We start from the raw sequence: 8,593 nt of genomic DNA, 5'->3' as shown, positions 1-8,593 counted from the left end.
GTGGGGGGTGGGGTGTGGGGTGTAGGGTGTAGGGTGTAGGGTGTAGGGTGTAGGGTGTAGGGAATTTTAGATTGTAGGGGCTCTGCCTCCGTGCCTGCCCACCCCCAATTCAACCTCCGCCTCCTCCGCCTCCTCTGCCTCCTCTGCCTCCTCCGCCTCCTCCGCCTCCTCCGCTATTGTCAGCGGCGACCGTCGTGTAGTATAAATTGAGCCGTGTACCCGTGATGGGGCTATAATTTCTCCAAATCCTAGAATTTCCCAATATCGCGATCGCCAGCTTCCGGCCATTTTCGGGTGGCGGAAGTCCCATGATTCTATTCTAAATTGACTTCGGGTTGGCGGGAAAAGATCGGTGGATTATCAGAACTGCTGTATGGAGCGTCAATTTCTCTCAAAACTGTTCCATCCCCAATCACAAAAATGAGGGAAAAATATGTTTGTATTACTGACTCAAGTCCTGGTTTTACTGCTGCTAATTACCATTTCTTTTCGGATCTGGAAGCTGTTGGCTGGGAAAGAAAACACCCTGGTGAGTCGCCTGTTTTTTTTGCTGACCCTCACCTTGCTAATTGTCGCCTTTGTGGCACCGGACAGTGCGGTGGGAACCGCAGTGTTTCAACTCCTGGCGATTTTCTTGCGGCCCCTCGGTTTGTCGATTTTACTGCTGACGATCGCGGCGGCATTGATCACCAACGGGGGCATTAAAAGTCCAGCTCCCAATCTGATTTTAACTGCACTCTTAATTTTAATTCTTTCGAGTACACCGGTACTCGCCCAATGGCTGGCGTTGCAGGTGGAACGGGTGGCGGTCGAAACGGTTCAGAATGATTTGTGTTGCGGCGAGAGGGCCGGGGCGATCGTGCTGCTGGGGCGGGGAACGACGGAACCCAAACTGCCCAACCGGACCCAGATTGAATTGACGGATACGGGCGATCGCATCCCCTATGCTTCCGAACTTTACCGGGAAGGTTTCGCCTCCCGAGTGATCGTCGCCGCGGGCGATCGCCACGAGTTGGTACACCCCACCAACGAAGCCAAAGATATCAGACAACTGCTCATTTATATGGGCGTTTTGCCGGAAGATATCATCCTCGTCACCGAGGCCCACAATATGCGAGAAGAAGCCCTCGCAGTTCAACAAATTATGGATCAAAAAGGTTTGGGACGGGCGGTGATTTTGGTAACATCAGCCTTGGAAACGCGGCGGGCGGCTTTGACATTTACTAATGTCGGTTTGAAAGTGATTCCTGCCCCGACCAACTTTTTCACGTTTATTCCCAGCGGAAAACGCAAAAGGAGGGTTTCCTTCGAGGATTTTGCCCCGAATGCGGACGCCCTCGTTTTGACCACGAAAGTCGTTGACGAATATCTGGTCAGTTTCTATTACTTCCTGCGGGGGTGGCTGGCACCGGGTTTGTAATTGAGGGAGTCGGGAGTCGGGAGTCGGGAGTCGGGAAACTGCCGATATTTCCCCATCCCGCACCTCTTTTTTTGTAGGGGCGAATGGCCTTCGCCCTCCCCACTCGCAAACTCCCGTTTTTATTGATCGATCAAAAGGGCGACGGGGAAATGTTGCAGGATCTGAGCGATCGCAATTTGGTCGCCTCCCGAAATTGTCCCGTCCGCGATGACTTCGTGCCAACTCGAACCGCTGCCCTGGGGAAGTTCGATCGCCGTGTCGCCCCACACCTCGCCGAGGGGGAATTGGGGGGGTTGGACGACACCCGTTAAAAATCGGGGCGCGATCGCGATCGCGGTATTTTTGCCGTCGCTGCGGGCGAAAGCAATGACGCGATCGCTATACTGACCCGTCACCGCCACCGGCTTATAAGTCCCCGTTTGGAACACCTCTAAATACTGCTGTCGCGCCTCCAAAACCCGCGCCATTAAAAATAATTTCAAACGCCCATCTTCGCAGGTCGCCACCAGGTCTTCAATCAAGTTTTGAATCCCCGTCCGACACCGCCGCTTGATCTCCTGGAGGAACGACAGCCGGCCCTCGAAATCCACCGGACGCCGGTTGTCCGGATCGACCAAACTCAGATCCCACAATTCCGTCCCCTGGTAAATGTCCGGCAGTCCCGGACTCACCAATTTTAACAGGGTTTGAGACAGGGAATTGAACATCCCGTAGAAGGCGATTTTTTCCTGGAACGGCCGGAAGTCGGCGAGGAATTGATTCTCTTCGGAAGGGTCGAGGATCTGTTCGACAAAATTGATAAATCCGTCCTCGTAATCCGTATCCGGACGCAACCAAGCCGTGTGAACCTTCGCCTCCCGCACGGCTTTCACCACGTACTGTTTCACCCGTTCCACATATTCCTCATATTCCTCCTCGAAGAAGGGGAAGGAACCCACCAAGGTTTGATAGAGGAAATATTCGTCGTTGCGATCGGGACTCAATTTAGCATCAGTTTGGGTCTTGTGGCGGCGGTTCAATTCCGACCAACATTTCACCTTTTCTTCCCACTCGTCCGGGAGTTCCGAAATCACATTCAGACGCGATCGCACGTCTTCCCCCCGCTTCGTGTCATGGGTTGCCGTGGCATTCATGGCATCGGACCAACTCCCGAGACGATATTGGTTAAATTGGTGGAATTTGTCCAGAGAAATGCCAAAATGATTGGGGTTCCCACCCACTTCATTCAGGGCGATAAATCGGTGATAAACATAAAACAGCGTATCCTCGATCCCCTTCGCCGTCAACGGCCCCGAAAACTGCTGCAATTTCATCACAAACCGCAGCCACAACTGTTGATTTTCTTCACTCAAGAATTCGTCGTAATCCAAAAATAGGAATTTTTCGATCAAATTCAATTCATTCAACAGTTCCGGCAGTTTCCCTTTCGCCTCCCGGATCGCCTGCTGGACGTAGGTGCGATCGGCCTCGTTCACGCCTTCCTGGTTGATGTAAGTCCGGTAAACGGGGAACCGCACCAAAAATTCCATAATCGCTGTTTTCAACCCCGCCAGGGTGAAATCTCGCCCGTAGCGATACTGTCCGCACACCTGCTTCAACAGCCCCGCCAGGTTGTCCGCATCCCCCGCTAAATTTTTATCGGCGATCAGGCGTTTTTTCTCCACCAACAGATCGCTGTAAGGCGCGGTGAGCCCCGTCATCCGGACGTAGATATCATCAAATTTTTGCTCATTTTCACCCTGACAGAATAAACCGTTCACATAGTTCAAAAAGTCGTAGCCGCTGGTCCCCTGAATTGGCCAGTTGGACGGGAGTTTTTCGTCGAGTTCCAGGATCTTCTCGACGACGATATAAATATCCCCCGTTTTTTCCCGCAGCCACCGCAGATATTGGATGGGGTTGTAGAGTCCGTCAATGTGGTCGATTCGCAGTCCCGTGAACTGTCCGGACTGCACTAACTGCCCGATCAAATCGTGAGTCCGTTGAAAAACTTTGTAATCTTCGACCCGGACGCAAATCAGTTCATTGACGGTAAAAAAGCGCCGGTAGTTCAATTCTTCCGCCCCCACCTTCCAAAACGAGAGGCGATAAAATTGGTCGGACAGGAGACGGTCCATGAGGTTGAAACTCTCGGTTTTCCCCTCTTCCCCGTTGAAGAAATCGATGTTTTCATCGATGAAATTCTTGATTTCCGGGTTGTCTTGGTAGAGTTCCCACAGCAGCCCCCGGACAAATTCCGCCTGGTTGCGACGCTGCTGGCTGGAGGTTTCCGTGGGAATGTTTTTGAGGATATAGAGAACCCCCAACAGTTTGATAACGTCGGGGTGTCGGTTTCCGAGCGTTTGGGAAAGTGCGCCGATTTTGTAGCTAATTAAGGTGGCGTAGGATTCGATTCTAAGCGGGAATTTGAGATCGTAGTAACTGACACTCAAACCCGATTCGTCGTAGGATAATTTGAGTTGCCCGTTTTCCAAACAGTTGCCGTAAAAATCCCCGAGGAGGGGTGCCAAAACCCGCCCTCGCAGGTCGTCGTATACCTGATCCCAGTCGATTTCAAAATAGTCGAAATATTCCGAATCCGGTCCGTGTTCTAAAATGTCCATCAACAGCTTATTTTCGCTGTCGTAGGCCATATGGTTGGGGACGATATCCTGCACCCACCCCATCTCCCGGTTTTGCAGTTCTTCGATCAGTTCCTCGAAGGCTTCTCGCGAACCGAGTTCGGGGTTGATTTGGTTGGGATCGACGACATCGTAGCCGTGGCTGCTGCCGCTCCGGGCTTTGAAAATGGGAGAGGCGTAAATATCGGAAATTCCTAATTCTTTAAGGTAAGGCAGGATTTTTTTGGCTGCCTCAAAATCAAAATTAGGGTTAAATTGAATTCGATAGGTTGAAACAGGGATACGCATAATTAATTTCGATCGCAACGAGTCGGGTTCAAAGATTGACTGGTCTGTGAATGGGTCATATCATGTCCGCTAAAATAGTTTTTATAAAAACTATTTTTTTACTTTGACAATCAGACATTTATATGATAAGTGATTGTCCGGACTTGATCTAAATGTCGAGTCCCCCGGAGAGGACGATCGCACGGCATAAAATGACTCAAATATCGTATCGCGTCCGACCTGAAGCGTCGCGGGTCGGAGCGATCGCCAATTCCGATGTCGAATATCGGGGACGGGGGCACTAAACGCTTCTCTCCGACGAATGCGAACACAGGCCGATCGCGGTATGTCTCACCCCCAAGTTTGACGTGAATTGACTGCGACAAGTCGCGAACCCATATTATAGCTAAATTGCCCTCTGACATTCGTACAAAACGCAACTTTCCGGCGCCAGGGAGATGTTCTCGGACTCGGCGAGGGTATCCGGAAGGGAAGAACCCGGCCCCATCCACTCTGAATCAGCGGAGTCGATCCGCTTCTGCCACGTCCCGCCCTCGGGGTCAAACTGATAACCCACCGATTCCGAATTGAAATTCAGAATACCGAAAATTTGCGAATCTTGAGTCCACCGATGGAAAGAGATCAGTTTATCCGCTTCGCTGCTGGCAATTTTTTGGCGATCGCGATCGCTACTTTTAATCGCCGGAATTTCGCTTCGCAGGGCGATCAGCCGCTTGTAAAACGCCAACAGAGCCCCGTATTTGCCTTGATTCCGTTCTTCCCAATTCAAAATACATCGCTTGAACGTCTCCGGACTCTGGGCATCCGGCGGTTCTCCGACGGCATGAAACTCCTCAAACTCCGCCTTTCTTCCCTTGCGAACCGCCTCCACCAAATCGGGATCGGTGTGGCTGATAAAATACAGAAACGGCCTTGTTTCCCCGTACTCTTCCCCCATAAATAATAGCGGAATGTAGGGCGACAATAACACCGTCCCCGCCGCCAACTTCAACGCCTCAAAAGAGGCCAGTTCGGACAGCCGTTCCCCCAACATTCGGTTGCCAACCTGGTCGTGATTCTGGCAGCAGACGACAAACTGAGACGGGGGGCGATCGCCCGCATAACTGCCGTGAAATCTCTGCCGATTTTTGGAATAATTCCAAGTGTAAATAAAGCGGTCTCGCAGCGCCTTTTCCAAATCCGCGCAGGTGCCAAAATCTTTGTAATAACCCGTCAGTTCCCCGGTAATCAAAGTCCTCAAAGCGTGGTGGAAATCGTCGCTCCACTGGGCATCGATCCCATATCCCCCCCGCTCTTTTGGATTAATAATCCGGACGTCGTTGAGGTCACTTTCGGCAATCAAATAAAACTTGCGATTCAACTGTTCGGACAATTCCGCCACCCAGTCCGCCATCTCCGACAAAATATGTCTCGCCCCAAAATCATAAATGGCGTGTATAGCATCGAGTCGCAAAGCATCGATGTGGTAGTCCCGGAACCAACACAGGACATTTTCCAGGACGAAATTCCGCACCCCATCGCTGTCCGCGTCGTCGTAATTAATTGCACTGCCCCAGGGTGTCTGATATTTCGGCGTAAAATAGGGGCCGAAATCGCGGGTGTAATTCCCCTCCGGGCCGAAATGGTTGTAAACCACATCCATCACCACCGCCATCCCCTGCTGGTGGCAGGCGTTCACCAACTTTTTCAAACCCTCCGGCCCCCCGTAGGAGGTCTGAACCGCGTAGGGATAAACGCCATCATAACCCCAATTTCGACTTCCCGGAAACTGGGAAACCGGCATCAATTCGATCGCCGTAATTCCCAACTCCAACAATTCAGAAATCCGGGGAATAATCGCCTCGAACGTCCCCTCGGGAGTGAACGTCCCGACGTGCAATTCGTAAATAATATAATCTTCCAGAGGGGTATTTTGCCAGCCGCCCTCATCCCAATTAAACGCCCCATGATCGACCACTGCGGAAGGTCCGTGCACGTCTTCCGGTTGAAACTCCGAGGCGGGATCGGGCCGAATCGTGTCTTCATCCAACTCGAACTTGTAGCGGGTGCCCGGCGGAATATTGTCGAGGGTGACGCGCCAGTATCCCGACTCGTCCCGTTCCATCGGAATTAACCGACTTTCCGGGGTTTCGAGTTTGAGACTCACCGCCTCCCGGATGGGGGACCAAACGACGAACTCGCAGCGATCGCCGCCCAGATAGTTTGCGCCAACTTTCATGATCCTCCTCGCAGTTCTATTAAGCGTTCGGCTCGGATTCCGGGACTCCCATTTTGACCGAAAGTTCCACGGGTTTGCCCTCTGCGGGACTCAGCAGGGGTTCCGACTCGGCCTCCGGGGGGTTGGATTTCCCGTCGGCGCGATCGAATCCGAACTTTTCGGCCAGGGTATCCCGCTGGTTGACGAGGTAGATACTCACCAACGTCAGTCCGACCCCCATCGATTGTAGCGGACTGAGCACTTCTCCCAAAAATAGATTGCCGAACAGCAGGGCAAAAATGGGGGTGAGAAACGTCAAAGAGCTCAAACTGGTCAGCGATCCGCTGGATGCGAAGTAGAAGAACAATCCGTAGGCGATCGCACTCCCGAACACCGTCGAATAAGCGATCGCCACCCATCCCCCGGCATCAATGTGGACCCACTGTTCCGTTTCAAAGATGCCAGAAAGGGCGAATAACGGCAACCCCCCGATAATCATGTGCCATCCGGTCCCCACCACCGGATCGACGTGGCGGCAGACGCCACGCACCAAAACCGTCCCCACGGCCATCGACAGCGCCGCCAGCAACATCAGCCATTCCCCGCTTTCAAACAGTTGGGTGGGGGCTATATCGCCGGAACCCAGGTGCAGCCAACCCAAAATCCACTCGTCCGGCAAACCGATCGTACTAATCCCAATAATTCCGATCGCCAGTCCCAGCCATCCCCAAAAGCGGATGCGTTCCTGAAATAGCCACAACGACAAGATCGCCACCGCCAGAGGTTGGGTGTCGATCATCACCGATCCCAAACCCGCCTTGGTCCTCAGCAGTCCCTCGGCCAAAAATCCCTGAAATAGGGCCCCGTCCACCAGCGCGAACAGGGCGATCCAGGCCCAAGCCTTCCAAGTTTTCGGCTGGGGACGTCCCTGGATCAGGCACACCAGCAGCACCAATATCCCCGCCGGAAACAGCCGCACCCCCGCCATAAATAACGGTGTCGTGTGGGGGATCACGCCTTTCATGGCGACCATTGCGGTGCCCCAGAAGAAAAACGGGGCGATGAGGAGTAGGGGTTTGAAGGGTAGGTTCGCGATCGGCTTTGGCTGCATTCGGTTGACTCCTAGCACTCTTTCCATAGATCCCCCCGCCACTTAACGGCGCGGCGGGGCAATCTTGAGATTGATGTAGTTTTGTTAAGTTGTTTTTACAATCATAGGATTTGCTTCCCGAAAAGTCCAGTTGGAGCCGGCCCGGGTGGGGGGGACTTCAAATCCAACTCAACGCCGTTGAGAGGATCTCGGCGGCTCCGGTCTGGGCGCACTTCCCGTGTGCGATCAGCAGCCGTTCGGCATTCCATTCGAGTACCGCCTTTCGCGCCGCACGGGTGGAACTGCGCTGAAAAAAGGTGGCCTGCCACTCTCGCGGCGTACTGCCGCGATCGCCAACCAAGCCGTCAAAGCGCATCAGCGCTCCCTTCCATCCCGACATCTTCGATTCGAGATGCCGTTGGATCAGGTCGCCGACGATCGCGGTTCTCGAAACCCGGTGGAAGAAGACGACCTCTTCCATCGCGAAAGACCCCCGGAACACCACCTGGTCAATATCCGTAGCCCAGGAGGCGGGGGGTTCGTCGTCGAGTTCGTCATCAAAGGGGATTTCGGGTTTCCTTTGCGCGAGTCCCGGTGGCGCGTAGAGGCGGGCATCGGGCCAATGGCCGGCCCACTCGCCCAAGAAAAGGTGATGGATTTTGTTCGGCGAGACGATGTGGCGAACCGGCCCGATGGCTTGCACTTCGTCGGCCAGTTCTTCCGTCAGGGCGATCGGGGACCAGACCCAAACGCCGCCGTCCGAGAGTCGCGCCACTGCCATGCGGGTGGGGTACGGAAAGCCGAAGAACGAAACGGTCGGCCCGTCGGCCGAGTAAAGGGAAGGCCCGAACTTTTCAAGCATACAAACGACGCGAGTTATTAGGGTCGAGAGAGATGTTGCCATCTCCCCCTCCCATTCAGAACCGTGCATGAGACTTTCACCTCACACGGCTCCTAGTTCAGTCGTCTCGTTGTCA

The 8,593-nt window shown here is 53.6% G+C and carries 5 protein-coding genes; 1 reads left to right on the top strand and 4 read right to left on the bottom strand.

Going from position 1 to position 8,593, the window contains the following annotated elements:
- Nucleotides 1-433 precede the first annotated feature (433 nt).
- A complete protein-coding gene (locus LKE08_RS10730; protein ID WP_324704217.1) occupies nt 434-1,420 on the top strand; it encodes a YdcF family protein in 987 nt (328 codons plus the stop codon).
- Nucleotides 1,421-1,539: 119 nt separating this feature from the next.
- Here LKE08_RS10730 and treY read toward each other — a convergent pair whose 3' ends face one another.
- From treY to LKE08_RS10710, 4 genes are all read right to left on the bottom strand, one after another.
- Nucleotides 1,540-4,329 carry a malto-oligosyltrehalose synthase gene (treY, locus tag LKE08_RS10725; RefSeq protein WP_324704216.1) on the bottom strand — a complete coding sequence of 930 codons (2,790 nt, stop codon included), beginning with the start codon at nt 4,327-4,329 and terminating at the stop codon, nt 1,540-1,542.
- Nucleotides 4,330-4,714: 385 nt separating this feature from the next.
- On the bottom strand, nt 4,715-6,547 hold the full coding sequence (treZ, locus tag LKE08_RS10720) for a malto-oligosyltrehalose trehalohydrolase (RefSeq protein WP_324704215.1): 1,833 nt from the start codon (nt 6,545-6,547) through the stop codon (nt 4,715-4,717).
- A 19-nt stretch (nt 6,548-6,566) separates the two neighbouring features.
- Nucleotides 6,567-7,637, bottom strand: coding sequence for a DMT family transporter (locus tag LKE08_RS10715; RefSeq protein WP_324704214.1), 1,071 nt, complete (start codon nt 7,635-7,637; stop codon nt 6,567-6,569).
- Between the two features lie 157 nt (nt 7,638-7,794).
- Nucleotides 7,795-8,547 (bottom strand): DUF4336 domain-containing protein, encoded by a 753-nt coding sequence (locus LKE08_RS10710; RefSeq protein ID WP_324704213.1) that lies wholly within the window; start codon nt 8,545-8,547, stop codon nt 7,795-7,797.
- Nucleotides 8,548-8,593: the final 46 nt, after the last annotated feature.

It is taken from the genome of Lyngbya sp. CCY1209 (assembly GCF_035615495.1).
GTDB lineage: Bacteria > Cyanobacteriota > Cyanobacteriia > Cyanobacteriales > Microcoleaceae > Limnospira.
This window is presented reverse-complemented; position numbering and strand designations above follow the sequence as displayed.